The organism is Actinomadura madurae (assembly GCF_900115095.1).
GTDB lineage: Bacteria > Actinomycetota > Actinomycetes > Streptosporangiales > Streptosporangiaceae > Spirillospora > Spirillospora madurae.
In genome coordinates this window covers 139,994-166,274 of sequence record NZ_FOVH01000014.1, presented here as the reverse complement: position 1 = coordinate 166,274, position 26,281 = coordinate 139,994, and the positions used below count along the sequence as shown (strand labels likewise).

Below are 26,281 nucleotides of genomic sequence, written 5' to 3'. Positions count from 1 at the left end.
CTCGACCCCCACCCTTGGACGGCCGGAATGCGAAGAAAACTTCATTGGTGTCTCCTCACGATCGCGGCGCTGCTGCTGCCGCTGCTCGCCGCGCCGCCGGCGGCGCAGGCGCGCGACGACGCGCCGATCCTCGACCCGATCCCCGACGACCCCGCCCCCTCCGGGCTCGGCCTCGTGCTGCAGGAGGTCGCGCAGCTGCCGAAGTCGAAGCCGACCGGCACCCCGACCGACCCCCGGCTGCTGCGGTGGAACCGCATCAACTACGTCGGTGAGGTCCCCGACCGGTCGGGCCGCCTCTACGTGCCCGACCTGAACGGCAACCTGTACCTGCTCGACAAGAAGACCCGCACCCCGCACGTCTACCTCGACGTCGCGGCCACGTTCGCCCCCGACTTCTTCTCCCAGGCCGGGCTGGGACAGGGCTTCGGGTTCGTCGCGTTCCACCCCGACTTCGCGAAGAACGGGAAGTTCTACACCGCGCACGTCGAGGCCGGGGACGCGCTGACGACCAAGAAGCCCGACCTCACGCCGCAGCCGAAGACCGGCTACCACGGCGTGATCGACGAGTGGACGGCGTCCGACCCGAAGGCGAACACGTTCTCCGGCACCCACCGGGAGCTGCTGCGCATCGGGTTCGCCGGGCGGATCCACAACCTCCAGCAGATCGACTTCAACCCCAACGCGCGTCCCGGCGACGCCGACTACGGCAAGCTCTACCTGTCGGTCGGCGACGGCGGCAACGGCAACGTCGGCGACAACGGCGGCGACCCGCAGAACCTCGGCGTCCCGCAGGGCAAGATCCTGCGGATCGACCCGTCCGGGAACGACAGCGCCAACGGCAAGTACGGCATCCCGGCCGACAACCCGTACGCCGGGCAGGCCGGCAAGGTCGGCGAGATCTACGCCTACGGCATGCGCGACCCGCACCGGTTCAGCTGGGACACCGGCGGGACGCACCGGATGTTCCTCGCGCACATCGGCGAGCACGAGATCGAGTCGATCCACGAGCTGTACCCCGGCGCCAACATCGGGTGGAGCGAGCGGGAGGGCGCGTTCACGTTCCGCAAGGACGACCGCTGCCACCTGTACCCGCTGCCCGCGGACGACGACAAGTACGACTACGAGTACCCGCTCGCGGCGTACGACCACGACCCGCCGCCCGACTGGAACTGCTCCAGCGACGTCGGCCACGCCATCTCCGGCGGCTACGTCTACCGGGGCTCGAAGCTGCCCGCGCTGCGCGGCAAGTACCTGTTCACCGACATCGTGGACGGCCGGCTCATGTACACCGAAGAGTCGGAGATGAAGCACGACGCGACCGGGAGGAACCGCGCGCAGATCTACGAGATGACCGCGTACGACACCTCCGGCAAGCCCGTCACGATGAAGGAGCTGGCCGGCGACGAGCGGGTCGACCTGCGCTACGGCTCGGACGCCAAGGGCGAGCCCTACCTGCTCGCCAAGGCCAACGGCAAGATCTGGAAGATCGTCGGGACCAAGCGGTTCGCGGACTGCAAGGCCGGCCCGGTCAGGGTCGGGCACGCCATGGCCGGGAAGAACTGGGCGCCGGTGACCCCGTCCAAGTGGAAGTTCCCCGGCGACCAGGTCATCCTCGCCGAGGCCGGTGAGGAGCGCCCCGGGCCGCGCCGCCCGTTCGAGTACGCGGTCCTGAAGAAGGGGCCGGCGTTCACCTCGACGCGGATCGACGCGCGGGTGCGGCTCGACACACCGGTGTCGGTCAGCAACCGGGATGTGATCGTCGTCTTCGGCTACCAGGACGACACGCACTTCTACTACGCCCATCTCTCCAGCGACAACACCATCTACCCGCACAACGGGATCTACCTGGTGAACGGCGCGGACCGGCTGCGGATCGACCAGCAGTGGAACGCCAACCGGTCGCACGGAGCGCCCCCGTCCATCACCGACGAGGCGTGGCACCGCGTCAGCGTGACGCACTGCGCGGGCACCGGTGAGACGGCCGTGTACGTGGACGGGAAGACCCGCCCGGTCTTCACGGCCATCGACACGACACTCGGTTCCGGCCGGGTGGGCTTCGGCTCGTTCGACAACATCGGCCGGCTCCGCGACCTGACGGTCCGCGGGACCCCGGCGAAGTAACGGCCCTCCTCCGGGCGGGCGACGGGCACCGCCGCCCGCCCGGAGGGCTCCAAGGAGTCTGCACATGCTGATCCGTCGTGGCCCCGCCGCACTCGTGACCGTGCTGCTCGGCGCCTCCTTCTCCGTCGCCGCCCCGGCGTCCGCGTCGTCCGGGCACGGCGGCGTCTTCCCGCCCCTGAAGAAGAACCTGGTCTCCTACTACGACTTCGAGCACCCCGTGCCGGGCGACCCGTCCCGCGAGGCCGACCGCGGCCGGTCCGGCACCGCGATCGACCTGATCAACGGCGGCGCGGTCATGCGGGTCCGGGACGGCGCGCGGCGGCACGCCGTCCAGATCAAGCAGGTGAACCAGTCCGCGAAGGGCACCGACGACTGGAAGGCGGGGATCTACTCCGCGACAGGCGTCCCGTCCCTGCGCGCGTTCAACGCCGCCAAGGGCGCCACCCTCATGGGCTGGTTCAAGATGACCGGGACGAACCCGAGCCCCAACACCGAGACCTCCAACCCTGACGACGTCTACAACGCGATCGGCCTGTCCGGCCTGCTCACCGGCGACTCCGACGGCCACGCCGTGCGCGCCCTGCTGGAGATCATCGACGTCGGCGGCACCCTGCACGTCGTCGCGCTGGGCCGCCGCGTGGACGGGGGCAGTTCCCAGACGTTCGCCGCGAGCGAGGACTGGCGGAGCATCCTCCCGCAGCACACGTGGGTGCACCTGGCGGCCACGTTCGACTACGACACCGGGCAGATGGCGCTGTACAAGGACGGCAGGCCGCTGCCCGGCTTCTACACCGTCTCCGGCGACCCCTGGAAGCTCGAAGGCGCCCCGGAACCCGACCTCACGTCCGCCACGGACCCCCGCGGCATCAAGATCGGCGGCAGCTTCCCGCAGAACGACGAGGAGAAGAACCCCTGCAACTGCCGCATGGACGGCCTGATGTTCCTCAACCGGGCCATCACCGCCAAGGAAGCGGCCATCCAGTACAAGTTCGCGCGCCACTGATCGAACGCCGCCGGCGCCCCCAAGGCGCCGGCGGCCCTTCAGGCGCGAAAGCCACGCCGTTCCAGTCGGGCGCCCCAGCGGTGGAGGGCGTCCACGTGGTGGCGGGTCAAGCCCACTTCGGGCCGGACGGGGATCAGGCGCAGGGCTCGGCGGTGCGGAAACGCCTGCCTGCGGACCGTCAGCGGGATGACGTCGTCCACCCACGCAAAGGGGCGCCCCTCCGCGTGCCGGAGGATCGGCGCCCACTTGCGCATGCGGAGAAGCTGCAGAAGCGGGGTGCGGGGATCACCGTCCCGGGACGCGTAGGCGGAGATCTCCACGTGCGGCAGCGGCGGCAGGCCGACGAGCGGACCTATGTACTCGTTGGCGTGTTCCTCCCACGTCGTCGCCCAGACGAGGTCGTAGCGGGCGGAGAGGTCCTGGAGCCACGTCCCGTGCACCGGGTTGACGCGGACGGTGAGCCGTCCGACCGCGTGCTCGGCGAAGCCCGGCCGCGGCTCCTCCGGGTTCAGGACGCCGTCGACGTCCAGGTAAAGCAGTGGCCTGGCCTTGCGGGTGCCGGGACGGGGGACGTCGCCTAGCCACATGGGACGGTCAGCAGGCCGGCGTCGGTCGCGGCCAGGAGGGTGCCGTCCGGGGAGATGGCCAGGTCGTTGACGTGGGCCGGCGCCTCGACGCGGTGGGACGGGACGGATCCCGCCGCGTCCCAGACGAGGACCGTGCCGGAGGCGTCCCGGAGGGCCGCGGCGACCAGGAGGCGGCCGCCCGCGGAGGCCGCCGCCACGTGGGCGGACGGGGCGGGCAGGGGAAGGGTCGTGAGCCGGTCGCCGTCCAAGCCGAGGACGCGCAGCTCCGACGGGGCGGGCTCGATGAGGACGAGGCCGTCCGGGGACGGGGTCAGCGCCGCGCTGGCGGGCGGCACGGCGGCGATCTCCTCGCCGCGCTCCACGTCCCAGAGGGCGACCGCGGAGTCGCCGGGCAGCCCGATGAGGGGGCCGGTCGCGGGGGGCGTGTGGAGCATCCAGCGGCCGAGGGCGGTCCGGTGGCCGAGCCAGAGGGTGAAGTCGGCCAGGCGTTCGCCGGTGAGGGCGTCCCACACGGCGACCTCGGCGTCGTTCGCGGGGCCGGAGGCCGCGACCACCGCCGCGCGGCCGTGGTGGACGGCGAGGCCGAGCAGGTCGGGCCGGCCGTCCAGGGTCAGCTCGTCGCCGGTGCGCAGGTCGAGGACGTGCACGCGGTCGCGGTGCGTCCACGCGACGACCGGCGAGCCGGCCGGGACGCCGAACGCCCACTCGGCGCGGTCGACCGGGAAGTCGGGGATCGGCGGCCCGAGCGCCGACCCCGCCGCCAGGTCCCACGCCTGCCCGGTGTTCACGCCCTGACCGGACCGGGACGCGTACGCCAGCGGCGGCCCCTCGGCCGCGGCGGCGACCCCGTCGAAGGACCCTTCGGCCAGCACCCTTTCCGGCATGCGTGGGAGGTTAGGCCACACCGCTGAGATCGTTCTATACGGTCGCGAGAACTCGGCCGAGCTGTGACGTTTTCGGCCGCCGCGGGGCTGTTGTAGGTTCCCTCATCGTGGAGCCGATCGATCTTTCCCCCGTCGAGCGGCGCGTGTGGCGGGCGTTCCCCACCGGCGTCCCGGTCGACCTCAGGGACGGCACGGACGATCCCGAGGAGGGGCACGCGTGGGGGGCCGCGCGGACGGTCCGGGCAGAGGTTCTGCGGAAGCTGCTGCTGAGGTCGCCGGCGGACGGCGAGGTCTCGGCGCTGCGAGTGACGGGCGCGCGGATCACCGGGGTGCTGAACCTGGCCTACGCGACGGTCGGGCACCCGATCCGGCTGATGGGGTGCCGGTTCGAGGAGACCCCCGTCCTGTACGGGGCACGCGTCCGGCAGGTGAATCTGAGCGACTCCTACCTGCCGGGCCTGGACGCGGCGACCCTGCACGTCGACGGGGTGCTGCGCATCACCGGCTGCCGCATCCCGGGGCAGGTCCGCCTCGGCGGGGCGCGGTTGTCCGGCGCCCTCTTCCTGGAGCGGGCACGGCTCGGGGAGCGGGGCGCGCAGGAGGAGGTCCTCCACCTCAACCACTCCGTGATCGAGGACGACGTCTGGGGCCCCGGCCTGGTCGTGCGCGGAGAGATCCGGTTGAACGGCGCATCGGTCTCGGGCCGGATCAGCCTCGTCGGCGCCGTCCTCCGCAACCCGGGCGGGCGGGCGGTCGACGCCGAGAACCTGAGCGTGGGGTCGGACGTCAACGCCACGCGGGCGCGGTTCGAGGGGGAGGTCAGCCTGCGCGGCGCGACGGTCCCCGGGCTGCTGGTGTTCACGCAGGCGTCCCTGTCCGATCCGGGCGGGTGCGCCCTGCGCACGACCAGCGCCGCGATCGGGGAGCTCTGGTTCCGCGAGGCGCGGGTGGACGGGCCGGTGAACATGCTCCGCGGCAGGCTCGGCCTGCTCCATGTCGCTCCGAGCGCGCTCGGCGACGGCGAGGTGTGGCTGGACGGCCTGACGTACGGGTCGCTCACCCCCCGGCTGCCCGCGAAGGTCCGCATCGCGATGCTGGAGCGGGACGCCGAGGGCTACGTCCCGCACGCGTACGAGCAGCTGGCCGCCGCCTACCGGCAGGCCGGGGACGACCGGGCGGCGCGGAACGTCCAGCTCGCCAAGCAGCGCCGCCACCGCTCGACGCGTCCGTGGTACTCGCGGATGTGGGGCTACCTGCAGGACGTGACGGTCGGGTACGGGTTCCGGCCCCGCTGGGCGGCGGCGTGGCTGGCCGGCCTGCTCGCCGTGGGCACGACTGTGTTCGGCTTGCACGCGCCGGAACCGCTGAAGGCCGGCGAGCACCCGCCGTTCAACGCGCTCTTCTACACGCTGGACCTGCTGCTGCCCATCATCGACTTCGGGCAGGAGAAGGCGTTCAAGACGGCCGGCTGGTACCAGTGGCTCGCCTACACGCTGATCATCACCGGCTGGGTGCTCGCGACGACGATCGCCGCGGGGGTGACCCGGACGCTCAGCCGGCAGTGACGGCGCGCAGGCGTCCGGCGACCGACTCCGGCGGGACGTCGTTGATCCACGCGGCCATGCCCGACTCGGAGCCCGCGAGGTACTTGACCTTGCCGGGGGCGCGCCGGACCGAGAACAGCTCCAGGTGCAGGCGGAGGAGGTCGCGGCCCGCGCCGACCGGGGCCTGGTGCCAGCCGGCGACGTACGGGAGCGGCCCGTCGTCGAGGGCGTCGCAGCGCCGCAGCAGGTCGCGGTAGAGGACGGCCAGCTCGTCGCGCTCGGCGGTGTCCAGGGCGGTGAGGTCGGGGACGTGGCGGTGCGGCGTCAGGTGCACCTCGATCGGCCAGCGGGCGGCGGCGGGGACGTAGGCCGTCCAGTGCTCGCCGGCGAGGACCACCCGCTCGCCGGCGCGCTCGGCCGCCAAGACGGCGGCGAACAGGTCCGGGCGCGCGGCGGCCGTCGCCAGCATGCGGCCGGTGCGCGGGGCGACGAACGGGTACCCGTAGATCTGCCCGTGCGGGTGGTGCAGGGTCACGCCGATCTCGACCCCGCGGTTTTCGAACACGTAGACCTGCTCGACGCCCGGTATCGCGGACAGCTCGGCGGTGCGGTCGGCCCACGCGTCGATGACCGTCCGGACGCGGGAGACGGGCAGCCGCGCCATCGACGTGGAGTGCTCGTCGGTGAAGCACACGACCTCGCACCGACCGGCGCCGCGGGCGCGTTCCACACCGTCGATCTCCGGCGGCACCGGCGGGGTGCGGACGTCGAACGACGGGAACCGGTTCTCGAAGACCGCGACGTCGTAGGACGGGTCCGGGATCTCCGAGGCGGGCCCGCCGGGGCACAGCGGGCACTGGTCCGGCGGCGGCAGGAACGTGCGGTCGTTGCGGTGCGCGGTGATCGTCACGTGGTCGCCGGTCAGCGGGTCGCGGCGGGTCTCGCACACCGGCTCGGCGGGCGGGAGGCCGCGCGGGTCGGGGACGGGGACCCGGCCCGGCGCCTCGTCGTAGTAGACGATCTCGCGGCCGTCCGACAGCCGTGCGCGTGTCCGGTTCATCTCGCCCGGAAGCCTACAGCGCCGACAGGTCCGCCCGAGTCTCCGCCTCGTGGACGGCCAGAAGGTGCTTCACGAGGGTGGTCAGCACCTCCTTGCCGGACCCGCGCTCCCGGACGTCGCACAGCACGACGGGCACGGCGTCGCTGAGGTCCAGCGCGTCCCGTATCTCGCCGGGCTCGTAGTCGTAGCCGTCGTCGAAGCAGTTCACCGCGATGAGGAACGGCAGGCCGCGGTTCTCGAAGTAGTCGACGGCGGGGAAGCAGTCCGAGAGCCGGCGGGTGTCGGCGAGCACGACGGCGCCGAGCGCGCCGTAGGACAGCTCGTCCCACATGAACCAGAAGCGGTCCTGGCCGGGGGTGCCGAACAGGTAGAGGACGAGGCCGTCGCGGATCGTGATCCGGCCGAAGTCCATCGCGACCGTGGTGGTGGTCTTCTGCTCGACGCCCTCGGTGTCGTCGACGCCGACGCCCCGGTCGGTGAGCAGTTCCTCGGTCTGAAGGGGCCGGATCTCGCTGACGGCGCCGACGAGCGTCGTCTTGCCCACCCCGAATCCCCCGGCGACGAGGATCTTCACCGCGACCGGGGCCACCGGCGAGGCGTCCTCCTGGGGCGGCGACCCCGCGCTCTCAGAGTGCCTGGAGACCATGAAGCACTTCCCTCAGCAGACGTTCCTTGGAGAGCGGGCTCTCCTGTTGGGGACGGGTGGCGGTGATGAGCCGGTGATGCAGGAGATCACCGAGCAGGACGCGGACGACGACCAGGGGCAGCCGCATCCGCGCCGCGATCTCGGCCACCGGCTGCGGCTGCACGCACATCTCCAGGATGTCGAGATGCTCCGGGCCGATGCCGGGCGAGCCCGACCGGGGCCGCGCGGCCGTCGAGACGATCGTGATCATGTCGAACGCCTCGCCGGTCGCCGGCCTCGCCCGGCCGCGGGTGAGCGCGTACGAGCGGACGATCGGGCCGGCCTCGTCGTCGAGCCATTCGCTGCCAGGACCACTCATGGTCCGTCACGATTCCTCGTTGTCGAGAGCCTCGGCGCGGCCACGCCGGGTGCCCTGCTGGATGGACGACATCATCGACCGCAGCTGCTCGGGCGACCGGTCGGCCCGCGGCTCGGCGGCGGGCGGAGCCGCGGCGGAGCGGTCCTCGCGCAGCTGGGAGGCCATGTTCTCCTGCCGGACGCGCTTGGGCAGCGGGGGCCGGCCGCGGCCCGAGCCGCCCGGCGGGCGGCGCCGGACCTCGCGGGGCGAGCGCGGCACGCCGGGCGCGGCGGGCGCCGCGGCCGGCTGCGCCGGCTGGGCCTCGGGGACCGACGGCGGGTCGCCCCACGGGGACGGCGCCCCGCGCGGAGTCGGCACCGGCCCCTGCGCCGGCTCCTCGAACACCGGGATCGGCCCGGTCAGCGCGTCCGGGTCCTCCGGCCGAAGGCCGCCGGAGGGAGGCCTCGGGGCCGGGCCGGACGCGCCGGACACGCCGGACGGCGGGCCGAACGGGCTGCCGGGCTGCGGCGAGCGGGCGAGGGGGTCCTCCTCCCGCGGGGGCGCCGCCGCGGCGTGCCGCCCCGACGGAAGCCGCAGCACGGACCCGCCCTGGTCGTAGCCGCCCTGGTCATAGCCGTCCTGGTCGTAGCCGCCCTGGTCGTAGCCCTGCTCCAGCCCCGGCTGCTGGCCGCCGCCGGCGCCGTGGTGGGCGCCGACGACCGTGCCGACGGGGACGAGCGCGTCCTCGGCGCGGCGGGTGGTGAGGGCGGGCGCGCCCTGCACGGGGTCGCCCTCGTCCGGGACGACGAGGTCCTCGGGCAGCAGCACGATCGCGGTCATGCCGCCGTATGGGGACGTCCGCAGCGTGACCTTGATGCCGTGCCGGCGGGCGAGGCGCCCGACGACGAACAGGCCGAGCTGCGCGCTGTCGGACAGGTCGAACTCGGCGGAGGTGGCGAGCCGCTGGTTGGCGGCGGCGAGCCTCGTCTCGTCCATGCTGAGGCCGCGGTCCTCGACCTCCAGCGTGAAGCCGTGCGCGACGGCCTGCCCCTGCACCTGGACGGTGGTGTGCGGCGGCGAGAACGTGGCGGCGTTCTCGATCAGCTCGGCGAGCAGGTGGATGACGTCCGCGACGGCGGGGCCGACGATCGCCGCCCGGGTCATCGGCGCGACGTTGACCCGGGTGTAGTCCTCGACCTCGGACGCGGCGGCGCGGGCGACGTCCACGATCGCGACGGGGCTGCGCCAGCCGCGGCCGGGCGCCTGCCCGGACAGGATGATCAGGCCTTCCGCGTGCCGGCGCATGCGGGTGGCGAGGTGGTCGACCCGGAACAGGTCCTCCAGGTCGTCGGGGGTCTCGATGCGCCGCTCCATCGAGTCGAGCAGCTTCAGCTGGCGGTGCAGCAGCGTCTGGCTGCGGCGGGCGAGGTTGACGAACACGTCGCTGACGTTGCGGCGCAGCGTCGCCTCCTCGACCGCGCCCTGGATGGCGGTGCGGCGGGCGGCGTTGAACGCCTCGCCGACCTGGTCGATCTCGCGGGTGCCGAACGCCAGCGGCGGCGCCTCGGCGGCCACGTCGACCTCGTCGCCGCGGCGCAGCCGCCGGATCACGTTCGGCAGCCGGACGTCGGCGAGGTCGATCGCCTCGCGGCGCAGCCGGGCCAGCTCGCGGATGACGGACCGGGCGACCCAGATCGCGAGGACGAGGGTCGCGATGACGGCGACCAGCCCGAGCACGCCCGCGAGGACGACGCGGGTGATGATGCCGTCGGAGATCGGCGCGGCGCGCTTCTCGGCGCCCGCGGACACCGCCAGCTCCAGGCCGCGGAGCCGGGTCAGGTTGGAGTCCGCGGTGGTCTTCCACAGCACGCCGGCGTTGGGGCCGGAGGTCCTGACCAGGTTCGCGGACGCGACGAAGTGGTCCTCCAGCGTGCGGAACCGGCTGTACTCGGGCATCCCGACGACGCGCTGGTAGTAGGCCTGGTCGGCGGACCGCAGCTCGGACGCCGAGTAGTCGTAGAGGGTGCGCTGGGTGCCGACGAGCTTGACGAACTGGGCGTGCTCCTCGGCCGTCATGCGGCCGGCGGCGATCGCGCCGGCGAGCAGCGCGTCCTCCTGGGCGAGGACCTCGCGGGCCCGGTTCAGCGACGCCTCGTTGCGAGCGTCCTTGGCGACCTCGGAGTTGTCGAGGGTGGACAGGGAGCCCTGCAGCGAGCCGACGTCGTTCAGCAGCGCGGTGTAGTCGGCGAACGCGCGGGAGCGGTCGGTGCGGAGGGTGTCGATGGCGCGGCGCCGGTCGTCCAGCCCGTCCAGCTCTTTGATGATCTTGTCGGCGAGCCGGCGGGTGTTCTCCGGCGCCGCGTCGCGGGCGCCGTCGTCGGCGGCGAGCCGACGGAACAGGTCGGCCTGCCGGTCGGTGACCAGGCGGCCGGACTCCATGGAGGCGCGATCGCCCTCCACTCGGCCGCCGAGGTAGACCATCGACAGGCGGCGCTCGGCCTGCAGCGCGCTGCCGAGGGCGCCGGCCGGGTAGCCGTAGTGGTCTTGGACGGTCTTGACACCCCTCAGGTTGAGTCCCTCGCCGAGCGCGATGCTCGCGGCGAACGCCCACAGGACGCCGAGGGAGACCACCGAGACGGTGACCATGAGGACGACTTTGAAGCGGATGGACCGAAATCGCGCGGCCTTGGGAGCCCGCCGGTGGCCGGCGGCTGAGTCCGTGTTGCGGCCTCGTTTTGGCACTGCGGCTGAACTTTCACTCGGGCGGACGGCTGGGAGACGGCTCGGGGCGACCGCGCGGAACGGTCGGGGTCGACCGCGCGGCACCGCACGCGTGGAACGCAGCAGAGCCTAGAACCGTACGCAGTCGTGTGTCGACAGTTTCCAGATCATCACGTTTTGTATGCACGAAGAGGTCTAAATACCCCTACCATGCCTGAGCGTGATGGTTCGTACTCCACACGCGACGAAGAGCGCGTGGCGACCGGCCCGCCCCGGCCGCACCCTGCTCGCCGCCGGCGCACTGCTGACCGCGGCGCTGACCGGCGGATGCAGCGGCGACTCCGAGGGAGCGGCGGCGCCGCCCGACGTCCCGATGCTCCAGGAGCTCGGCACCCCCGAAGGCCGCCTCGACCTCGTCGCCTGGACGGGCTACGCCGAGGACGGCTCCACCGACCCGAAGGTCGACTGGGTCACCCCGTTCACGAAGGCGACCGGCTGCAAGGTGTACACGAAGGTCGCCGACACCTCCGACTCGATGGTCGCCCTCATGCAGAGCGGCCGGTACGACGGCGTGTCGGCCTCCGGCGACGCCAGCCTCCGGCTCATCTACGGCGGGACGGTCGCGCCCGTCAACACCGGCCTGCTCAGCAACTACGAGGACATCGCCAAGTACCTCAAGAACCAGCCGTACAACTCCGTCAAGGGCCAGATGTACGGCATCCCGCACGGCTACGGCGCCAACATGCTGATGTACCGGACGGACAAGATCCCGCAACGTCCGACCTCCTGGAGCGTGGTGTGGGAGAAGGACTCCCCCGCGGCCGGCCACGTCGTCGCCTACGACTCTCCGATCTACATCGCGGACGCGGCGCTGTACCTGAAGACGCACCGCCCCGATCTGAAGATCACCGACGTCTACGAGCTGGACGAGAAGCAGTTCGACGCGGCGATCGACCTGCTGAAGCAGCAGCGCCCCAACGTCAACCAGTACTGGGCGAACTACCTGGACGAGCTCCAGTCGTTCAAGAGCGGCTACAACTACGCCGGGACCGCCTGGCAGGTGACCGCGAACCTGGCCATGACGGACAAGGCGCCGGTCGCCACGACGCTGCCGTCCGAGGGCGCGACGGGCTGGTCCGACACCTGGATGATCTCGTCGAAGGCCCAGCATCCGACATGCATGTACAAGTGGATGAACTGGATCTCGACGCCGAAGATCCAGGCCGAGATCGCGCAGTGGTTCGGTGAGGCGCCCGCCAACCCGAAGGCGTGCAGGTACACCGCCAAGGGCTTCTGCTCGACCTACCACGTCGGCGATCCGGAGTTCTACAAGCGGATCGCGTTCTGGAAGACGCCGGTGAAGGACTGCGGCGACGACCGCGGCAACACGTGCGTCGAGTACTCCCGCTGGGCCCAGGCCTGGACGCAGATCAAGGGCTGACGGAGGGGCCGGCCCCTCCCCGGGGACGCCGCCGGACCGCGACCCGCCGTGCTAGGGCCAGCGGTAGACGGCGTCCTCGGACGGGACGTGGTGCGGCAGGTAGCACTTCGTCGTGACGTGCTCGTCCTTGCAGGCGAGGCACAGGTAGGTGCGGTGGCCGCGCAGCCCCCGGCCGCGCCGGTCGCAGGGCGGGCACACGCACGGCGACCAGCCGACGATGACCCGCCCCGGGCCGAGCCGGTGCCCGGCGGGGCACACGAACGGCACGTGATCGCTGGTCGGCATGGTCTCGCTGGTCGGCACGGCCCCCAGCCTAGTCGAACATACTGTCGAACCTCTAGTGGTCCCGCCGGGTGACGAAGCGGGCGAGGGCCCGCAGTTCGGCGGCGGCGGGCTGGGCCGGGGCGGCGGCGTCCAGCTCGTCCAGGGCCTCGCCGAGCAGCGCCTCCGCGCGGGCCGCCGCCCAGGCGCGGGCACCGGCGGCCTCGACCAGCTCGGCGGCGCGGGCGGCCTCCTCGCCGGTGAGCGGCTCGTCGCGGAGATACAGCCCGGCCAGCTCCTCCCCCGCGGGGGTGGCGGAGGTGAGGGCCGCGACGACGGGAAGCGACTTCTTGCGCGCGCGCAGGTCCGCCTGGGCCGCCTTGCCGGTGACCGCCGGCTCGCCCCAGATGCCGAGCAGGTCGTCCACGAGCTGGAACGCCAGGCCGAGGCGCTCGCCGAAGGCGCGCAGCCGGGCGGTCCGGCCGGCGCCGGCGCCGGCGGAGACGGCGCCGAGCGCGCAGGCCGCGCCGAGGAGCGCGCCGGTCTTGCGGCCCGCCATGGCCAGGCACTCGTCGAGCGTGACGTCGGAGCGCCGCTCGAACGCCAGGTCGGCGCTCTGGCCCTCGACCAGCTCGACGACGGCGCGGCCGAGGACGCCGACCCCGACCGCCACGCCCGCGGAGCGCTCGTCGGCGAGCCGCTCGAAGGCGGCGGCGAGCATCCCGTCGCCGGCGAGGATCGCGGCGTTCGCCCCGAAGACGGTCCAGGCGGTCGGGCGGTGCCGGCGGGTGCGGTCGCCGTCCATCACGTCGTCGTGCAGGAGCGAGAAGTTGTGCGCCAGCTCCACCGCGACGGCGGCCGGGAGGGCGGCCGGGGCCGTCCCGCCGGCCGCCTCCGCGGCGAGGAGCGTGAACGCCGGGCGGATCGCCTTGCCGCCGCCCGCCCCCGTGGCGGGACGTCCCCGCTCGTCCCGCCAGCCGAAGTGGAACGCGGCGATGCGGCCCGTCGCGTCCGGCATGGCCTCGGCCGCGCGCCGCAGCGCGGGGTCGACCATGCGGCGGGTCCGGGCGAGCACCTCGGCCGCCGTGCGGGGGCGGTGGTCCGGCCCCGGCCGGTGGCCGCAGCGGACCACGGCCGGGTCCTCTCTCCAGGCGGGCATGGCACGTCCCCTCTCGTCAGCGGGCGATCTCGACGTTCTCCAGGACGCCGAGGGCGTCGGGGACCAGCACGGCGGCCGAGTAGTACGCGCTGACCAGGTAGGTCAGCAGCGCCCGGTCGTCGATCCCGGCGAACCGGACCGACAGGCCCGGCCGGACCTCACCGGGCAGCCCGGTGCGGTGCAGGCCGATGACGCCCCGGTCGTCCTCGCCGGTGCGCAGCGCGAGGATCGAGCTGGTCCCGGCCGGGGTGACCGGGATCTTGTCGCACGGGTAGATGGGGACGCCGCGCCACGCCCGCGCGCGGCGCCCGTCGATCTCCAGGACGGACGGGTACACGCCGCGGCGGGTGCCCTCGCGGCCGATCGCGGCGATCGTCCGCGGATGGGCGAGGAAGAACCGGGTCTTGCGGCGGCGCGCGAGCAGCTCGTCCATGTCGTCCGGGGTCGGCGGGCCGTCCCGGGTCTGGATGCGCTGCCGGAGGTCGGCGTTGTGCAGGAGGCCGAAGTCCCGGTTGTTGATCAGCTCGTGCTCCTGCCGCTCCCTGACCTCCTCGATCACCAGCCTGAGCTGCTGCTCGACCTGGTCCATCGGCCCGTTGTAGAGGTCGGCGACGCGCGTGCGGACGCGCAGGAGCGTCTGGGTGACGCCCAGCTCGTATTCGCGCGGCGAGGCCTCGTAGTCGACGAACGTGCCGGGCAGCACCGGCTCGCCGTCGTGCCCGGACGCCAGCGCGATCGCCGCCTCCCCGTGCCTCGTCTGCGGCGGAGCCGGCGCGTCCCGGAACTGCTGGAGATGCGCGCGCAGCGCCTCGGACCCGCCGGCCACCTCCTCCAGCGCCTCCCGCGACAGGGACAGGACGGTCGCCGGGGTCAGCGCGCGGAAGGTGTGCTCCCACTCCTCGGTGACGTCCAGGAGCGCGCGGTCGCCGAAGAACCGGCCGTCCGCGAGAACGTCGATCCGGGAGTCGGCGTCGTACTCCCCCGGCCCGGCCTGCTCGACCTTGCCGTGCGCGATGAGGTGGACCGCGTCCATGGGACGTCCCGCGACCGCGATCGCCTCGCCGGGGACGTACTCGCGCTGCGCGAACCGGGCGGCGAGGGCGTCCAGGACCGCGGGGTCGGGCAGGCCGCGCAGCGGCGGCAGCTCGGCGAGCTCGGGCGGGACGACCCTGACCTCGGCGCCGTCGTTGACGAACGTCACCAGGCCGTCGCCGAGCCGGTAGGTGAGCCGGCGGTTCACCCGGTAGACGCCGGCGTCCGCCCGCACCCACGGCAGCAGCGCCATCAGCCACCGCGGGGTGATGCCCCGCATCTGCGGGACGGACTTCGTCGTCGTCGCGAGGTTGCGCGCGGCCTGCGTGCTGAGGGCGTGCCGCTCGGTCACGCGCCGGCACCGCCGTGCGCGATCTCGACGGACTCCAGCATGCCGAGCGCGTCGGGCACCAGCACCGCGGCCGAGTAGTAGGCGCTGACCAGGTAGGAGATGAGCGCCTTGTCGTCGATGCCCATGAACCGGACGGACAGGCCCGGCTGGTACTCGTCGGGCAGCCCGACCTGGTGCAGGCCGATGACGCCCTGCGCCGCCTCGCCCGTCCGCATCAGCAGGATCGAGCTGGTCCGCGTCCGGCTGACCGGGATCTTGTTGCACGGGAAGATCGGCACGCCGCGCCAGGCGGGGACCTTGTGGCCGCCGACGTCCACGCCCTCGGGGTAGACGCCGCGGGCGCTGCACTCGCGGGCGAACGCGGCGATCGCCTTCGGGTGGGCGAGGAAGAACGCCGGGTCCTTCCAGACGAGGGTGAGCAGCTCGTCCATGTCGTCGGGGGTGGGCGGGCCGGTGCGGGTGTGGACGCGCTGCGACAGGTCGGCGTTGTGCAGCAGCCCGAAGTCGCGGTTGTTGATCAGCTCGTGCTCCTGCCGCTCGCGGAGCGCCTCGATGGTCAGCCGGAGCTGCTGCTCGACCTGGTCCATCGGCTCGTTGTAGAGGTCGGCGACGCGCGTGTGGACGCGCAGGACGGTCTGCGCGACGCTCAGCTCGTACTCGCGCGGCGAGGCCTCGTAGTCGACGAACGTGCCGGGCAGCACCGGCTCGCCGTCGTGCCCGGACGCCACGTCGATCGCCGCCTCGCCGTGCGCGTTGTGCGCGCGGGACGGGCTCGCCCGGTACTCCTCCAGGTGCGCCTGGAGGGACGCGGACTGGCCGAGCGTCTCCTGGAAGTCGGTGTCGCTCATGCTGAGGATGGTGCAGGCGGTCACGGCCTTGACCGTGTGCTCCCAGGTCGCCGGCTCCTCCCCCTCCTCCGTGCCGAGAAGGGCCTGCTCGCCGAAGAAGTCGCCGTTGGCGAGCGTCCCCAGCACCGCCTCGGCGCCGTACTCCCCGGCGCCCACCTTGCTCAGCTTGCCGTGCGCCACGAGGACGACGCGGTCGACCGGGCGGCCCCGCTCCACGATGACGTCGCCGGGCTCGAACTCCTGCTGCGTGAACCGGCCCGCGATGGCGTCCAGGGTCAGGTCGTCGTCGTAGCCGCGCAGCGGGGCCAGCTCGCCGAGCTCGCGCGGGATGACGCGGACGTCGGCGCCGGTCGTCACGAACGTCACCCGGCCGTCGCCCAGCGTGTAGGTGAGCCGCCGGTTGACGCGGTAGGCGCCGCCGGCCGCCTGCACCCAGGGCAGCAGTTTGAGCAGCCATCGCGAGGTGATGCCCTGCATCTGCGGGACGGACTTGGTCGTGGTCGCCAGGTTCCGTGCCGCCGCGGTACCGAGGCTCAACTGCTGCTGCTGTTCCGTCACGTCCACACCACCGATTCGTCGTGGGTCTGCGGGAAGCGGCCCTGTCGGGCCAACGATGAAGCTACAGACGGTAATCAGATGTGTGCAACGGGCCATTGCCCCCACCTCTGCTTCGCCACTGCGCCACACAAGTAGCACCGGTACGTGACATCCCGTCTACATGCCTCGAATGGCATATGAACCGGCGGTTATGATTGGCGCCATGCCGTCCGCGTTCGCCGTGCTCGCCGAGCCGACCCGCCGCCACATCCTCGACCTGCTGCTGGAACGTCCCCGTCCGGTGGGCGAGCTGGTCGAGCACCTCGGGCTGACCCAGCCGGGGACGTCCAAGCATCTGCGGGTGCTGCGCGACGCGGGCCTCGTCCGAGCGCGCCAGGACGCGCAGCGCCGCGTCTACGAGGTCCGCCTGGAGCCCCTGGCCGAGGTGGACGCGTGGCTGACGCCGTACAGACGCGCCTGGGAGGCCCGGCTGGACGCCCTGGAACGGCACCTCGACGCGGGAGAGTGACATGGGACGGCGCCGCTACCGCAGGCTCCTCGTCGGCCCCGACGCCTACCGCTGGCGCGTCGCGCACCAGCACGGCCGCGAGGGCGGAAGGTTGCGCGACTGCCGCGAGTCCGTGCTGCTCCGCAAGGAGGGGAGCCCGGGGCGCGTCACCGTCGTCTTCCGGGCGGGCCCCGGCAGGATCGTCCCGGACGGCGGCCCGTACACCCACAGCGGCGGCGTCGCCCGTGCCGAGGACGAGACCCTGCTTAACCTGCACCGGCCCGGAGTCATCCGCGCACTGCTGGACGTCGTGCTGGCACACGGCGAGGGCTTCGACTCCAGCGTCGAGATCGACGGCTGGACCCTCATGGACGAGGTGCGGCAGATCACCCTTCCACGCGGCGCGGGCCAGGAAAGATCCGCCGCGCCGGGGTGTTAGCCACGGAGAGCATCGGGCCCGGACAGGACGGGCCCGGCGGAAACCGGAGGGAGACCCGCAGTGACGGCGGTATGGACAGCACTCGCGATCGAGACCGGTGCCGGCCTGGTGATCGCGGCTTCGCTGGCGGGCTGGGCCCGCCGGCGCTTCGCCCGGTCCCGCTGACCGCTCCGTTCACCGTGTCCCGGAACCCGCCGGTTCCGGGACGCGCTCGTTCCCGGCCTCCTCGATCGGCACCCCCGCGGTCTCGGGGATCTTGAGGATCGGCACCAGGGCCACCAGCGCGGCGATCATCAGGTAGTAGGCCGGGACGTAGTTGGAGCCCGTCACGTCGATCAGCGAGCCGATCAGCACGGCCGCCGTCCCGCCGAACAGCGACGTCGAGATGTTGTAGCCGATCGCGAAGGCCCCGTACCGCACCCGGGTCGGGAACATCGCCGGGAACGTCGCCCCGATCACCGCGAGGATCAGCACCAGCAGGCCGCCGACGATGGCGTAGCCCGCGGCGACGCCGAACGCGCTGTGGGTCTGCATCAGCGCGAACGCCGGCCACGAGAGCAGGAGGTAGCCGACCGCGGCGGTGATCAGGAGCGGCCTGCGGCCGATCCGGTCGGACAGCGCGCCGAGCGGCAGGATCACGACGATCATCGCCGCCTCGACCCCGATGGTGATGAGCTGCGCGGTCGTGTCGTTCATGTCCAGGAAGTCCACGAGGTAGGACGGCATGAACGTCAGCAGCGTGTAGTCCGCGACGTTCAGCAGGAACACGATCCCGATCAGCATCAGGATCATGCGCCAGTAGCGCGCCAGGGTCTCCTTCAGCGGCGACTGGGCCTTCTTGCCCTCCTGCTCCATGTGCTGGAAGACCGGAGTGTCCTCGATCCGCGTCCGGACGTAGAGGCCGACGGCGCCGAGCGGCAGCGCGATGAGGAACGGCACCCGCCAGCCCCAGCCGTTCATCGCCTCCTCGCTGAGCGCGAGGTCCATCGCCAGGACGAGCCCGGCGCCGAGGATGTAGCCGCTCAGCGTGCCGAGCTCCAGGTAGCTGCCGAAGAAGCCGCGCCGGTGCGTGGGCGAGTACTCGGCGATCATCGTGGCGGCGCCGCCGTACTCGCCGCCGGTCGAGAAGCCCTGCACGAGCCGGACCGCGAGGAGCAGCAGCGGCGCGGCGATCCCGATCGTGCCGTACCCGGGCAGGATGCCGATCACGAACGTGGAGCCCGACATCAGGATGATCGTGGCGGCCAGCACCCGCTTGCGGCCGAGCTTGTCGCCCAGCGGGCCGAAGAACAGGCCGCCGAACGGGCGGGCGAGGAACGCGGCCGCGATCAGCGCGAACGAGCGCAGCGACGCGCTGCCGCTCGCGCCCTCGGGGAAGAACACCGTGCCGATGATCGCGGTCATCACCCCGGCGCTGAACACGCCGAAGTCGAACCACTCGATGCAGTTGCCCATCGCGGAGGCGATCACGGCCTTGTGCACGGCCTGCTCGCTCGACTTCTGCTCCTTGGAGAGGGAGACGCCCTCACCATCCTCGGGGCCCTGTCCGGCAGCCGCGTTCACCGTGTTTTTCACGCGCTGCATCTGCCCGATGATCGGCGAAGCTAACGCCCTGCCGTGGCACGGTCACCGAGCGCAGGTCAGGCCTTGCGCGTCCTGCGCCGGGTGCGCACGGTGTCCTCTTCCTCCTCGCCGCCGCCGAGGAGGCCCGGCAGTTCGGGGAGGACGGTGGTGCGCTGCGGGTCCCCGTCGCCGAGCTCCTTCGCCTCGGACTTCTCGCCCTCGGGCTTCTCCCCCTTGGGCTCCACCGCCTCGGGCTCCTCCGTCTCGGGGGCGGCGTCCTGGTCCGGCAGCTCGTCGGTGGTCTGCGGGTCGTCGCCGCCGTCGAGCAGCTCGTCGAGGGTGGCGGTCTTCTGCGGGTCGGCGTCCGGCTCGTCCAGCAGGAGGTCGTCCTCGGGAATGGCGACGAGCGCCTGCGTCTCCTGCGCCTCCCGGGTGATGACGCCGCTGGCGAGGACGGTGTTGCGGTGCCGCAGCGCGCCGTTCTCGCGGAGCAGGTTGTCCACGTCGGCGCGGGCGCGGGCGATGCGGCGGCTCAGCCGGACGTGGACGAGCAGGCCGCCCGCCGCCGCGCCGAGCACGAAGCCCGCGACCGGGAAGCCGACGGCCGTCGGCGCCAGCAGGGCCACCAGCGCGACCACGACCAGGGCGACCACGATCGCAAGCGCGAGAAAGTGCTGCTCCATCCAGTCCAGGACGGCGTTCACGCGCTTGGGAATCCTCACTCGCCTTCTCCTCCACTCGGCTCAGAACGGGAACAACGAGCGGGCCGCGACAGGATGTTCCACACCGCGGCACCGCTGATCCTGAGTGCACCGCCGGGCTCCGCGGCCGGGACGGCCCGGGCTCGCGCCGCCGGCGCGCCGCCCCGCTCCCGCGACATGATGACCGGCGGGAGACCGTTCGAAACACTAACAGGGCGTGACCCTCGCCTCCCACGCGGCGCCCCGGGCACCCGGCTCACACCGCCGGGATGCGAACACGAGCTCGGGGCGAATATCGTCCATGGACATGAGCGAACACTTTGACGTCGTGGTCCTGGGCGCGGGCCCGGGTGGATATGTCGCCGCGATCCGGTCGGCGCAACTCGGGCTGAAGACGGCGATCATCGAGGAGAGGTACTGGGGCGGGGTGTGCCTCAACGTCGGGTGCATCCCCTCGAAGGCGCTGCTGCGCAACGCGGAGCTGGCGCACATCGTCACCCAGGAGCGGAAGACGTTCGGGATCAACGTCGAGGGGAGCGTGTCCTTCGACTACGGCGTCGCCTACCAGCGCAGCCGCCAGGTCTCGGAGAAGCTCGTCAAGGGCGTCCAGTTCCTGATGAAGAAGAACAAGATCACGTCCTATGACGGGCGGGGCACGTTCACCGACCCGAACACGCTGCAGGTCGCGCGGCAGGACGGGTCGAGCGAGACGGTCACGTTCGACAACTGCATCATCGCGGCCGGCGCGCACACCAAGCTGCTGCCGGGCACGTCCCTGTCGGAGCGGGTCGTCACCTATGAGGAGCAGATCCTCAGCTCCGAGCTGCCCGAGAGCATCGTCATCGCGGGCGCGGGGGCCATCGGCGTCGAGTTCGCCTACGTCCTGCACAACTACGGGGTGAAGGTCACGATCGTCGAGTTCCTCGACCGGATGGTCCCGAACGAGGACGCCGACGTGTCGAAGGAGCTGGCGAAGCGGTACCGCAAGCTCGGCGTGGACGTCCTCACCTCGACCCGGGTGGACGCGATCGACGACTCGGGTGAGAAGGTGAAGGTCACCGTCACCGGCAAGGACGGCGCCCAGCAGGTCATCGAGACCGACAAGGTGCTCCAGGCGATCGGCTTCCAGCCGAACGTGGAGGGGTACGGGCTGGAGAAGACCGGCGTGGCGCTGACCGAGCGCGGCGCCGTCGACGTGGACGGCCGCTGCCGCACGTCCGTCCCGCACATCTACGCCATCGGCGACGTCACCGCCAAGCTGATGCTCGCGCACGCCGCCGAGGCCATGGGCATCGTCGCGGCCGAGACCATCGCGGACGCCGAGACGATGGAGCTCGAGTACATCATGATCCCGCGCGCCACCTACTGCCAGCCGCAGGTCGCGAGCTTCGGCTACACCGAGGCGCAGGCCAAGGAGCAGGGCTTCGACGTCAAGACGGCCAAGTTCCCCTACAGCGCCAACGGCAAGGCGCTCGGCATGGGCGAGGGCGACGGCTTCGTCAAGGTGATCAGCGACGCCAAGTACGGCGAGATCCTCGGCGCCCACATGATCGGCCCCGAGGTCACCGAGCTGCTCCCCGAGCTGACCCTGGCCCAGCAGTGGGACCTGACGGTCCACGAGGTGGCCCGCAACGTGCACGCCCACCCGACCCTGGGCGAGGCCATGAAGGAGGCCGTGCACGGTCTGGCCGGGCACATGATCAACCTCTGAGGTCCGGAGACGAGAGGCCGCCGCCGCGGACGGGATCCGCGGCGGCGGCCCTTCTTCTACAGGAGGGCCTCTCAGGAGGCGGGCCAGAGGGTCAGGGCCTCGTAGGCGGGGCGCCATTCGCCCTCGTAGGCGGCGCGCACCGGCGGGGGCGCGACCCCGAGCAGGGACGCCACCACCGCGTCGCCGGCGCCGTCGAGCATCCACGGGATCACGCGCGGGGCGTCGGGTCCGACGCGCTCGCCGTGGACCTTGCCGAAGTTCTGGAACTGTTCGAGGGTCAGGGTGGCGTCCATAAGCGGGATCGCCTCCTTCTCCTCGTGGGCCAGGTGCGCGGTCAGGTTGGTGGCGAGGGCGTCGACCAGGTCGGCGACGGGTCCGGTGCCCGTGTCGATGGCCTCGATGACGGGATCGATGGCGGCGTGCTCCGCCTCCATCGCCTCCAGCAGCGCCAGGTCGTCGGGACGGTCTGCGAGCGACTTGGACAGCACCGGCCAGAGCGCCTGGTCCTCAGCGGTGTGGTGGGCGTGCAGGGCCGTCTTGAACAGCTCCCAGCCCGCGGCGGCGGCCAGGACGCGCCGGGGGTCGTCGCCCATGCGGGCGGTGGCCTTCGCGAGGCGCTCCAGTTCCCGCCGCAGCGCATCGTGCATGGCGTACATCGGGGTCCACTCGTAATTGCTCACGTTTCCTCCTTCGTTCACTGCACTGACGGAGCAGGAGGAGGAAACGTGACCGCTCAGGACGTGGCGCTCAGGACGTGGCGCTCAGGACGTGGGCGCCGGGCTCGCGAGCCGGCTCAGCAGGCGCTGTCCCTGACGGGAGCTGATGCCGAGGCGGCGGGCCAGTTCGGCGCCGGTGATGCCGGGCTCGGCGTCGATGATGGCGAGGGCGCGGGCCTCGTTGTCGGTGGCGACGCTGCGCGGGACCCGCTGGGTCTTCTTGGGCGGCGCCTTCCGCCGCTGCGGCCTGGGTGCCGGCTCCGGTACGGGCTCCGGTGCCGGCTTCGGCGCCGTCAGCTCGGTGACGCGGGCGAGGGCCTGGTCGAGCATGACGCCGTCCGACAGCATCCAGACGACGTCGGCGGGCGCCCTGGCCTTCCACTTGCGGCCGTAGTGCGACTCCAGGAGCGCCAGGGCGTGGCGGCGGCGCTGCTCGGCGGTCAGCGCCCGCGGGTAGGACGTGATCTGCCACAGCACCATGCGGCGCCACAGCCGGAACGTCGAGAACGGTGCCAGCAGCCAGCGCGCGACGGGGATGCCTTCGCGGACGGTCCCGGCGGCGATGCCGGCGCGGCGGCGGATCGCGTGCCGGACGGCCTCGATGAACGTGATGAACAACACGGGCATCGCGGCGTGCATGACCATGCCGGTGACGTCGCCGTGCGCGGCGGAGACGTTGAGCCAGACGGTGGCGGCGGTGAACGCGAACGCCATCCAGCGCAGCGCCGGCATCGGCATGGCCAGCCACTCCAGCAGCAGCGCGACCGACACCAGGGCCAGGATGCCGAGGTCGACCCCGGCCGGGACGATCCACGCCTGGTCGCCGAACCACGGCTCGGCGACGTCCTGGACGGAGGCGAACGAGCCGTAGCCGCCCAGGCCCGCGAGACCGGCGAAGAACAGGCCGCCGACCCCGGCCAGGACGCGCTGCGCCCGGGTCAGCGGCTCGACCGTCCGCGCCTCGTCCATCGCTTCCTCCCGCCACGGGGGTGTCTAGATCACCCAGTGACGGTACAGCGCCGTCCGGGACGAAACCGGCAATATCCCCCAGCCGTCCCGGGCGTCAGCGGAGCGGGTCGAAGGGGTCCAGCTCGCGCGGGCGGCGTCCGGTGACGATCATCTCGGCGAGCAGGTTCCCGGTCGCCGGGCCGAGGGTGATGCCCCACATGCCGTGCCCGCCGGCGGCGAAGACGCGCGGGGAGCGGGTCGCGCCGATCAGGGGCAGGCCGTCGCGGGTGCAGGGCCGGGACCCGACCCACTCGTCCTGCCGGGCGTCCAGGTCGGCGCCGCGCAGCAGCGGGCGGGCGGCGTCGACGATCGCCCTGATCCGGCGCGGGTCGAGCGGCGCCTCCGGGCGGCGGAACTCCATCATCCCGGCGACGCGCAGCCTGTCTCCGAGCGGCGTGCAGGCGACGCGCTGGGCGGGGAAGTACACCGGGCCGTCGGGGACGCGGTCCATGGGCACGCTGAAGCTGTAGCCCCGGCCCGCCTGGACGAGGGAGCGGACGCCGAACCGCCGGGCGAGGTCGCCGAGCCACACGCCGCTCGCCAGCACGACCGTGTCGAACTTCTCGAAGTCGCTCCCCGTGGTGCGGACCGAGACGCTGCCCTTCTGGTGGGCGATGTCGGTGACCGCCGCGCCCGTCCGGATCTTGCCGCCCCGGTCCCGGACGGAGTCGGCGAGCGCGTGCACGAACACCCCGGGATCGATGAAGCGCTGGCCGCGCAGCAGGATCGCGGCGCCGACCTCCTCGGACAGGGCGGGCTCCAGCCGGCGGGCCGCGTCGCCGTCCAGGACCTCGTACTCCAGCTCCTGCCCCGCCGCGCGGATGTGCTCGATCTCCTCCAGCAGGACGCGCCGCTCCCCGGCCGTCCGGTAGGCGGCGAAGAAGGACGCCGCGTCGCGGGTCTCGGCGTCGACGCCGCCCTCGACCAGCGCGTCGAAGCTCGGCAGCGCCCGGCCGTTGATCGGCACGAGCGACTCCATCGCGCGCCGCCACCGCGCGGCGGTGCTGTTGCGGGCGAACCCGGCGAGGAACTTGAGCAGGTTCGGGTCGGCGCTCGGCGGGACGTAGACGGGCGACGACGGGCTGAGCACCGCGCGCACGCCGTAGGAGAGGACGGCCGGTTCGGGCAGCGGGGTCGCGAGGCCGGGCGTCAGCCAGCCGGCGTTGCCCCAGGACGCCCCGGCGGCGACGTCCCGCTTGTCGAACACGGTGACGTCGGCACCGTGCTCCTGCAAGAACCATGCGGTGGACAGGCCGACCATGCCGGCGCCCACCACGGCGACCCGGCGCGGCGCCGCGTCGGCGGCCATGGCGACTCCTCTCCTCGTGAACCTCGTCACTCTCGATGGTGGTACGCCCGCGCGCCGATGCCTCTGTTCAGTTCGGCCAATATGACCGGCCGTCGTGTTGCGAAGCGCACAATGGAGGGGAGGAGGTCGCCGATGATCAGCGTGACCGGCCTGGTCGACGCGCTGGGCCCGGGGCTGCTGCGCCCGGTGGCGTCCGGCCGGGACGCCCAGGTGCACGACGTCGTCCTCGCCGAGCCGGGTGAGGCGGCCGGGCAGCCGGGCGAGATCGTCCTCGGCGCCGGCGTGACCGGCCCGGCCGAGGCCGTCGAGCTGCTGGAGCGGGCCGGCGCGGCGGGCGCGGCCGGCGTCGTGCTGAAGGCGCCGCTCGCCGCCGAACCCGAGGTCGTCGAGGCCGCGCGGCGGCTCGGGCCTGCGCTCATCGAGCTGCAGCGGGACGCCTCCTGGACGCATGTCATCTGGCTCGTGCGCGGCGCCGTCGACCGCGCCCACGCGGCGCTCCCCGGCCGGTCCGGCCCCCAGGACGACCTGTTCGCGCTGGCCGACACCGCGGCGGAGATCGCGGACGCCCCGGTCACGGTCGAGGACGCCCGGTCGCGCGTGCTCGCCTACTCGGGCCGCCAGGACAGCACCGACCCCGCCCGCGTGTCCACGATCGTCGGGCGGCGCGTCCCGCCGCAGGTCATCGCGCACCTGCGCGCCTCCGGCGTGTTCCGCAAGCTGGCGCGGTCGAGCGACCCGATCCTCGTCCCCGAGGGCCCGGACGGCATGCTGCCCCGCCTCGTGATCCCGGTCCGCGCCGGAGGCGAGTGGCTCGGCTCGATCTGGGTGGTGGCGAGGACGCCGATCCCGCCGGACCGGGTCGGGCGGCTCACCGACCTGGCGTCCGTCCTCGCCCTGCACCTGCTGCGCCTGCGCGCCGAGGCGGGCGTCGCGCGCCGCGTGTCGGCGGACCAGCTGCGCGCCGCGCTGCGGGACGGCACGCGGCCCGTCCCGGAACCGCCGCCGTGGCGCGCGGTGGTCCTCGGCGGCCGGGACGAGAGCGAGGACGTCCGCCGGCGCCTCGACCTGTGGGACGCCGTCGTGCAGCGCTTCGGCTGGCACCGCCCGCTGCTCACCGACCTCGACGGCACCCTCTTCGCGGTGCTGACGGAACCGCCGGGCCGCGACACCGCCGGGACGATGCCCTGGCTGCGGCACGCCCTGACCCGCGTCCGCGCGCACGATCGCGCCCTGTACGCGGCGGCGGGCGGCCTCGCGCACTCCCCCGCCGACCTGCCCCGCTCCCGCGCGGAGGCCGCCGAGCTCGCCGCCCTCATCACGGCCGGCCGCCTCTCCCCCGGAACGGTCCTGCTGGAGGACGCCTGGGACGCCGTCACCGTCGAACGCGCCAGGAGAGCGGTGGGCGCCGACCTTCCGGGCGGCCCGCTTCCCGCCCTGCGCGCCCACGACGAGAAGCACGGAACGGCCTTCCTCCCGACCCTCGCCGCCTGGCTGGACCACTACGGCGACCCGAAGGGCACGGCCGAGGCCCTGGACGTCCACCCCAACACCCTCCGCCACCGGCTGAGGCGGATGACCGAGGTGACCCCGGCGGACCTCTCGTCCTCCCGGACCCGCCTGGCCCTCCGCCTCCAGCTCACCGCCCTCCTCGACCGGGGCCGAGCGCGCAACGAAACGCCGTGATGGCGGTCGAACACGCAACGAAATGCCTGGTCAGCGCAAGGTTGGCGCATTGGATTCCCGTCTCGCTCTTCTTAGGCTTCCGATCGAGCGATCACCTTCCCGGAAGCCCT

At 72.8% G+C, this 26,281-nt stretch carries 23 protein-coding genes; 8 read left to right on the top strand and 15 right to left on the bottom strand.

What is annotated here, in order from left to right:
• Nucleotides 1–27: 27 nt before the first annotated feature.
• Together BM339_RS33140 and BM339_RS33135 are read left to right on the top strand one after the other, a co-directional pair.
• A complete protein-coding gene (locus tag BM339_RS33140; protein WP_075023409.1) occupies nt 28–2,121 on the top strand; it encodes a PQQ-dependent sugar dehydrogenase in 2,094 nt (697 codons plus the stop codon).
• A gap of 64 nt (nt 2,122–2,185) precedes the next feature.
• The gene (locus BM339_RS33135) at nt 2,186–3,124 is read left to right on the top strand and encodes a LamG domain-containing protein (protein ID WP_075023408.1); all 939 of its coding nucleotides are present in this window, start codon (nt 2,186–2,188) and stop codon (nt 3,122–3,124) included.
• A 38-nt stretch (nt 3,125–3,162) separates the two neighbouring features.
• Here the strand turns inward: BM339_RS33135 and BM339_RS33130 are convergent, their stop codons facing one another.
• Nucleotides 3,163–3,711 (bottom strand): HAD domain-containing protein, encoded by a 549-nt coding sequence (locus BM339_RS33130; protein ID WP_075023407.1) that lies wholly within the window; start codon nt 3,709–3,711, stop codon nt 3,163–3,165.
• Nucleotides 3,702–4,595, bottom strand: a complete 894-nt coding sequence (locus tag BM339_RS33125) for a WD40 repeat domain-containing protein (RefSeq protein ID WP_075023406.1) — start codon at nt 4,593–4,595, stop codon at nt 3,702–3,704. The genes BM339_RS33130 and BM339_RS33125 overlap by 10 nt, the downstream gene beginning before the upstream one ends.
• A 107-nt stretch (nt 4,596–4,702) precedes the next feature.
• On the opposite strand from BM339_RS33125, the gene BM339_RS51855 reads away from it, so the two are divergent.
• Entirely contained in the window at nt 4,703–6,160 is a 1,458-nt protein-coding gene (locus tag BM339_RS51855; protein WP_024935391.1) for a pentapeptide repeat-containing protein, read from the top strand.
• On the opposite strand, the gene galT is transcribed toward BM339_RS51855, so the two are convergent.
• Genes galT through BM339_RS33100 form a run of 4 tightly spaced genes read right to left on the bottom strand, consistent with a single transcriptional unit; the run spans nt 6,147 to nt 10,828 of the window.
• Nucleotides 6,147–7,199: a galactose-1-phosphate uridylyltransferase gene (gene galT / locus BM339_RS33115; protein ID WP_075023405.1), complete on the bottom strand. Its 1,053-nt coding sequence runs from the start codon at nt 7,197–7,199 to the stop codon at nt 6,147–6,149. The two genes, BM339_RS51855 and galT, sit on opposite strands and share 14 nt — an antisense overlap.
• A 13-nt stretch (nt 7,200–7,212) precedes the next feature.
• Complete coding sequence (locus BM339_RS33110) at nt 7,213–7,845, bottom strand: GTP-binding protein (RefSeq protein ID WP_075023404.1); 633 nt, start codon at nt 7,843–7,845, stop codon at nt 7,213–7,215.
• Nucleotides 7,826–8,203, bottom strand: coding sequence for a DUF742 domain-containing protein (locus BM339_RS33105; protein ID WP_021594975.1), 378 nt, complete (start codon nt 8,201–8,203; stop codon nt 7,826–7,828). The genes BM339_RS33110 and BM339_RS33105 overlap by 20 nt, the downstream gene beginning before the upstream one ends.
• Nucleotides 8,204–8,209: 6 nt before the next feature.
• Complete coding sequence (locus BM339_RS33100) at nt 8,210–10,828, bottom strand: sensor histidine kinase (RefSeq protein ID WP_075023403.1); 2,619 nt, start codon at nt 10,826–10,828, stop codon at nt 8,210–8,212.
• 298 nt (nt 10,829–11,126) lie between these two features.
• On the opposite strand from BM339_RS33100, the gene BM339_RS33095 reads away from it, so the two are divergent.
• Nucleotides 11,127–12,344, top strand: a complete 1,218-nt coding sequence (locus tag BM339_RS33095; RefSeq protein WP_024935431.1) for an ABC transporter substrate-binding protein — start codon at nt 11,127–11,129, stop codon at nt 12,342–12,344.
• Between the two features lie 51 nt (nt 12,345–12,395).
• Here the strand turns inward: BM339_RS33095 and BM339_RS33090 are convergent, their stop codons facing one another.
• Genes BM339_RS33090 through BM339_RS33075 form a run of 4 tightly spaced genes read right to left on the bottom strand, consistent with a single transcriptional unit; the run spans nt 12,396 to nt 16,560 of the window.
• Nucleotides 12,396–12,647 carry a hypothetical protein gene (locus BM339_RS33090; RefSeq protein WP_021600366.1) on the bottom strand — a complete coding sequence of 84 codons (252 nt, stop codon included), beginning with the start codon at nt 12,645–12,647 and terminating at the stop codon, nt 12,396–12,398.
• Between the two features lie 34 nt (nt 12,648–12,681).
• Nucleotides 12,682–13,764, bottom strand: a complete 1,083-nt coding sequence (locus BM339_RS33085; protein WP_083598255.1) for a family 2 encapsulin nanocompartment cargo protein polyprenyl transferase — start codon at nt 13,762–13,764, stop codon at nt 12,682–12,684.
• A gap of 16 nt (nt 13,765–13,780) precedes the next feature.
• Complete coding sequence (locus tag BM339_RS33080) at nt 13,781–15,148, bottom strand: family 2B encapsulin nanocompartment shell protein (RefSeq protein ID WP_075023402.1); 1,368 nt, start codon at nt 15,146–15,148, stop codon at nt 13,781–13,783.
• Complete coding sequence (locus tag BM339_RS33075; RefSeq protein WP_075023401.1) at nt 15,145–16,560, bottom strand: family 2B encapsulin nanocompartment shell protein; 1,416 nt, start codon at nt 16,558–16,560, stop codon at nt 15,145–15,147. The genes BM339_RS33080 and BM339_RS33075 overlap by 4 nt, the downstream gene beginning before the upstream one ends.
• Before the next feature lie 196 nt (nt 16,561–16,756).
• Here BM339_RS33075 and BM339_RS33070 point away from each other — a divergent pair, with 196 nt between their 5' ends.
• Nucleotides 16,757–17,062 carry an ArsR/SmtB family transcription factor gene (locus tag BM339_RS33070; RefSeq protein WP_021593667.1) on the top strand — a complete coding sequence of 102 codons (306 nt, stop codon included), beginning with the start codon at nt 16,757–16,759 and terminating at the stop codon, nt 17,060–17,062.
• A gap of 1 nt (nt 17,063) precedes the next feature.
• Complete coding sequence (locus BM339_RS33065) at nt 17,064–17,480, top strand: hypothetical protein (RefSeq protein WP_075023400.1); 417 nt, start codon at nt 17,064–17,066, stop codon at nt 17,478–17,480.
• A 174-nt stretch (nt 17,481–17,654) separates the two neighbouring features.
• Here BM339_RS33065 and BM339_RS33060 read toward each other — a convergent pair whose 3' ends face one another.
• On the bottom strand, nt 17,655–19,064 hold the full coding sequence (locus BM339_RS33060) for an MFS transporter (protein WP_021593665.1): 1,410 nt from the start codon (nt 19,062–19,064) through the stop codon (nt 17,655–17,657).
• A 56-nt stretch (nt 19,065–19,120) separates the two neighbouring features.
• Nucleotides 19,121–19,765, bottom strand: a complete 645-nt coding sequence (locus tag BM339_RS33055; protein WP_143118704.1) for a hypothetical protein — start codon at nt 19,763–19,765, stop codon at nt 19,121–19,123.
• 286 nt (nt 19,766–20,051) lie between these two features.
• Here BM339_RS33055 and lpdA point away from each other — a divergent pair, with 286 nt between their 5' ends.
• Nucleotides 20,052–21,455 (top strand): dihydrolipoyl dehydrogenase, encoded by a 1,404-nt coding sequence (gene lpdA / locus BM339_RS33050; protein ID WP_024935433.1) that lies wholly within the window; start codon nt 20,052–20,054, stop codon nt 21,453–21,455.
• Nucleotides 21,456–21,526: 71 nt separating this feature from the next.
• Here the strand turns inward: lpdA and BM339_RS33045 are convergent, their stop codons facing one another.
• From BM339_RS33045 to BM339_RS33035, 3 genes are all read right to left on the bottom strand, one after another.
• Nucleotides 21,527–22,135 carry a hemerythrin domain-containing protein gene (locus BM339_RS33045; RefSeq protein ID WP_256255566.1) on the bottom strand — a complete coding sequence of 203 codons (609 nt, stop codon included), beginning with the start codon at nt 22,133–22,135 and terminating at the stop codon, nt 21,527–21,529.
• Nucleotides 22,136–22,216: 81 nt separating this feature from the next.
• Nucleotides 22,217–23,140: a DUF2637 domain-containing protein gene (locus tag BM339_RS33040; protein ID WP_021593661.1), complete on the bottom strand. Its 924-nt coding sequence runs from the start codon at nt 23,138–23,140 to the stop codon at nt 22,217–22,219.
• Nucleotides 23,141–23,234: 94 nt separating this feature from the next.
• On the bottom strand, nt 23,235–24,488 hold the full coding sequence (locus BM339_RS33035) for an NAD(P)/FAD-dependent oxidoreductase (RefSeq protein ID WP_075023397.1): 1,254 nt from the start codon (nt 24,486–24,488) through the stop codon (nt 23,235–23,237).
• 132 nt (nt 24,489–24,620) lie between these two features.
• On the opposite strand from BM339_RS33035, the gene BM339_RS33030 reads away from it, so the two are divergent.
• Nucleotides 24,621–26,171, top strand: a complete 1,551-nt coding sequence (locus tag BM339_RS33030) for a PucR family transcriptional regulator (RefSeq protein WP_075023396.1) — start codon at nt 24,621–24,623, stop codon at nt 26,169–26,171.
• The last annotated feature ends 110 nt before the right edge of the window (nt 26,172–26,281 follow it).

Excerpts from the sequence above, each read along its gene's own strand:
- BM339_RS33140 (WP_075023409.1), top strand. The coding sequence starts at position 28 with ATGCGAAGAAAACTTCATTGGTGTCTCCTCACGATCGCGGCGCTGCTG.
- BM339_RS33135 (WP_075023408.1), top strand. The coding sequence starts at position 2,186 with ATGCTGATCCGTCGTGGCCCCGCCGCACTCGTGACCGTGCTGCTCGGC.
- BM339_RS33130 (WP_075023407.1), bottom strand. The coding sequence starts at position 3,711 with ATGTGGCTAGGCGACGTCCCCCGTCCCGGCACCCGCAAGGCCAGGCCA.
- BM339_RS33125 (WP_075023406.1), bottom strand. The coding sequence starts at position 4,595 with ATGCCGGAAAGGGTGCTGGCCGAAGGGTCCTTCGACGGGGTCGCCGCC.
- galT (WP_075023405.1), bottom strand. The coding sequence starts at position 7,199 with ATGAACCGGACACGCGCACGGCTGTCGGACGGCCGCGAGATCGTCTAC.
- BM339_RS33110 (WP_075023404.1), bottom strand. The coding sequence starts at position 7,845 with ATGGTCTCCAGGCACTCTGAGAGCGCGGGGTCGCCGCCCCAGGAGGAC.
- BM339_RS33105 (WP_021594975.1), bottom strand. The coding sequence starts at position 8,203 with ATGAGTGGTCCTGGCAGCGAATGGCTCGACGACGAGGCCGGCCCGATC.
- BM339_RS33100 (WP_075023403.1), bottom strand. The coding sequence starts at position 10,828 with ATGGTCACCGTCTCGGTGGTCTCCCTCGGCGTCCTGTGGGCGTTCGCC.
- BM339_RS33095 (WP_024935431.1), top strand. The coding sequence starts at position 11,127 with ATGGTTCGTACTCCACACGCGACGAAGAGCGCGTGGCGACCGGCCCGC.
- BM339_RS33085 (WP_083598255.1), bottom strand. The coding sequence starts at position 13,764 with ATGCCCGCCTGGAGAGAGGACCCGGCCGTGGTCCGCTGCGGCCACCGG.
- BM339_RS33070 (WP_021593667.1), top strand. The coding sequence starts at position 16,757 with ATGCCGTCCGCGTTCGCCGTGCTCGCCGAGCCGACCCGCCGCCACATC.
- BM339_RS33065 (WP_075023400.1), top strand. The coding sequence starts at position 17,064 with ATGGGACGGCGCCGCTACCGCAGGCTCCTCGTCGGCCCCGACGCCTAC.
- BM339_RS33060 (WP_021593665.1), bottom strand. The coding sequence starts at position 19,064 with ATGCAGCGCGTGAAAAACACGGTGAACGCGGCTGCCGGACAGGGCCCC.
- lpdA (WP_024935433.1), top strand. The coding sequence starts at position 20,052 with ATGAGCGAACACTTTGACGTCGTGGTCCTGGGCGCGGGCCCGGGTGGA.
- BM339_RS33040 (WP_021593661.1), bottom strand. The coding sequence starts at position 23,140 with ATGGACGAGGCGCGGACGGTCGAGCCGCTGACCCGGGCGCAGCGCGTC.
- BM339_RS33035 (WP_075023397.1), bottom strand. The coding sequence starts at position 24,488 with ATGGCCGCCGACGCGGCGCCGCGCCGGGTCGCCGTGGTGGGCGCCGGC.
- BM339_RS33030 (WP_075023396.1), top strand. The coding sequence starts at position 24,621 with ATGATCAGCGTGACCGGCCTGGTCGACGCGCTGGGCCCGGGGCTGCTG.